The following is a 1,860-nucleotide window of genomic DNA, read 5'->3' as shown; positions in this document are numbered from 1 at the left end:
AAAAGAAATAACCAACTATTGTGCATAGAAAACAACTCTCTAATTAAATAGAGTTCTTTTCCGACAATTCTTAGTTAACTTCCAAATTTTGTGTGCTTTAACAAATAACTCTGGTTGATCCTGCCAGAGGTTACTGCTATCGGTGTTCGACTAAGCCATGCGAGTTAAATGTTCTTCGTGAACATAGCGAACTGCTCAGTAACACGTGGATAACCTGCCCTTAGGTTCGGCATAACTCCGGGAAACTGGTGATAATTCCGAATAAACCATTCATGCTGGAATGCTTTTTGGTTCAAAGACTTCGGTTGCCTAAGGATGGATCTGCGGTCTATCAGGTAGTAGTGGGTGTAACGTACCTACTAGCCTACGACGGATATGGGTTGTGAGAGCAAGAGCCCAGAGATGGATTCTGAGACATGAATCCAGGCCCTACGGGGCGCAGCAGGCGCGAAAACTTTACAATGCGGGAAACCGCGATAAGGGGACACCGAGTGCCAGCATATTATGTTGGCTGTCCACATGTGTAAACGGCATGTGTTAGCAAGGGCCGGGCAAGACCGGTGCCAGCCGCCGCGGTAACACCGGCGGCCCGAGTGGTAATCACTTTTATTGGGTCTAAAGGGTCCGTAGCCGGTTTGATCAGTTCTTCGGGAAATCTGACAGCTTAACTGTTAGGCTTCCGGGGAATACTGTCAGACTTGGGACCGGGAGAGGTAAGAGGTACTACAGGGGTAGGAGTGAAATCTTGTAATCCCTGTGGGACCACCAGTGGCGAAGGCGTCTTACCAGAACGGGTCCGACGGTGAGGGACGAAAGCTGGGGGCACGAACCGGATTAGATACCCGGGTAGTCCCAGCCGTAAACGATGTTCGCTAGGTGTCAGGGACGGTGCGACCGTTTCTGGTGCCGCAGGGAAGCCGTGAAGCGAACCACCTGGGAAGTACGGCCGCAAGGCTGAAACTTAAAGGAATTGGCGGGGGAGCACTACAACGGGTGGAGCCTGCGGTTTAATTGGACTCAACGCCGGAAAACTCACCGGGGGCGACAGCAACATGTAGGTCAGGCTAAAGACCTTACCTGAATCGCTGAGAGGAGGTGCATGGCCGTCGTCAGTTCGTACTGTGAAGCATCCTGTTAAGTCAGGCAACGAGCGAGACCCGTGCCCACTGTTGCCAGCATGTCCTTCGGGATGATGGGTACTCTGTGGGGACCGCTGGTGCTAAACCAGAGGAAGGTGCGGGCTACGGTAGGTCAGTATGCCCCGAATCTCCCGGGCTACACGCGGGCTACAATGGCTGGGACAATGGGTTCCTACACCGAAAGGTGATGGTAATCTCCCAAACCCAGCCGTAGTTCGAATCGAGGACTGTAACTCGTCCTCGTGAAGCTGGAATCCGTAGTAATCGCGTTTCAACATAGCGCGGTGAATACGTCCCTGCTCCTTGCACACACCGCCCGTCAAACCACCCGAGTGAGGTATGGGTGAGGGCACGGATTTGTGCCGTGTTCGAACCTAAATTTCGCAAGGGGGGTTAAGTCGTAACAAGGTAGCCGTAGGGGAATCTGCGGCTGGATCACCTCCTAAGCAAGATCCGCACAAAGCGGATCACCGCTATCAGTCAGAAATCGATAAACTGCCACTTTCAACAAACCACTTTCAATGAAACAAGATTTCGCTGGAATAAATGAACGCGGGCTTGTAGATCAGTTGGAAGATCGTCGCCTTTGCAAGGCGAAGGCCCTGGGTTCGAATCCCAGCAAGTCCATTGGATCAATTACGATTCACAAATCATCAAGTGCACCGAGCAAGTAATATTGCTTGGGAAGGATGGATGTGCCCTTTCCCCGATATTGGGCATT

The 1,860-nt window shown here is 51.8% G+C and carries 1 tRNA gene and 1 rRNA gene; both read left to right on the top strand.

The features are described 5' to 3' along the window. Positions 1-107 precede the first annotated feature (107 nt). Positions 108-1,583, top strand: a 16S ribosomal RNA gene (locus WOA13_RS11600). 110 nt (positions 1,584-1,693) lie between these two features. Next, positions 1,694-1,766, top strand: a tRNA-Ala gene (locus WOA13_RS11595). The last annotated feature ends 94 nt before the right edge of the window (positions 1,767-1,860 follow it).

The sequence above is a fragment of the Methanococcoides sp. LMO-2 genome (assembly GCF_038432375.1).
GTDB classification, from domain to species: domain Archaea; phylum Halobacteriota; class Methanosarcinia; order Methanosarcinales; family Methanosarcinaceae; genus Methanococcoides; species Methanococcoides cohabitans.
The sequence above is the reverse complement of the archived record's forward strand: the minus strand, read 5'-3'. Positions and strand labels throughout refer to the sequence as shown.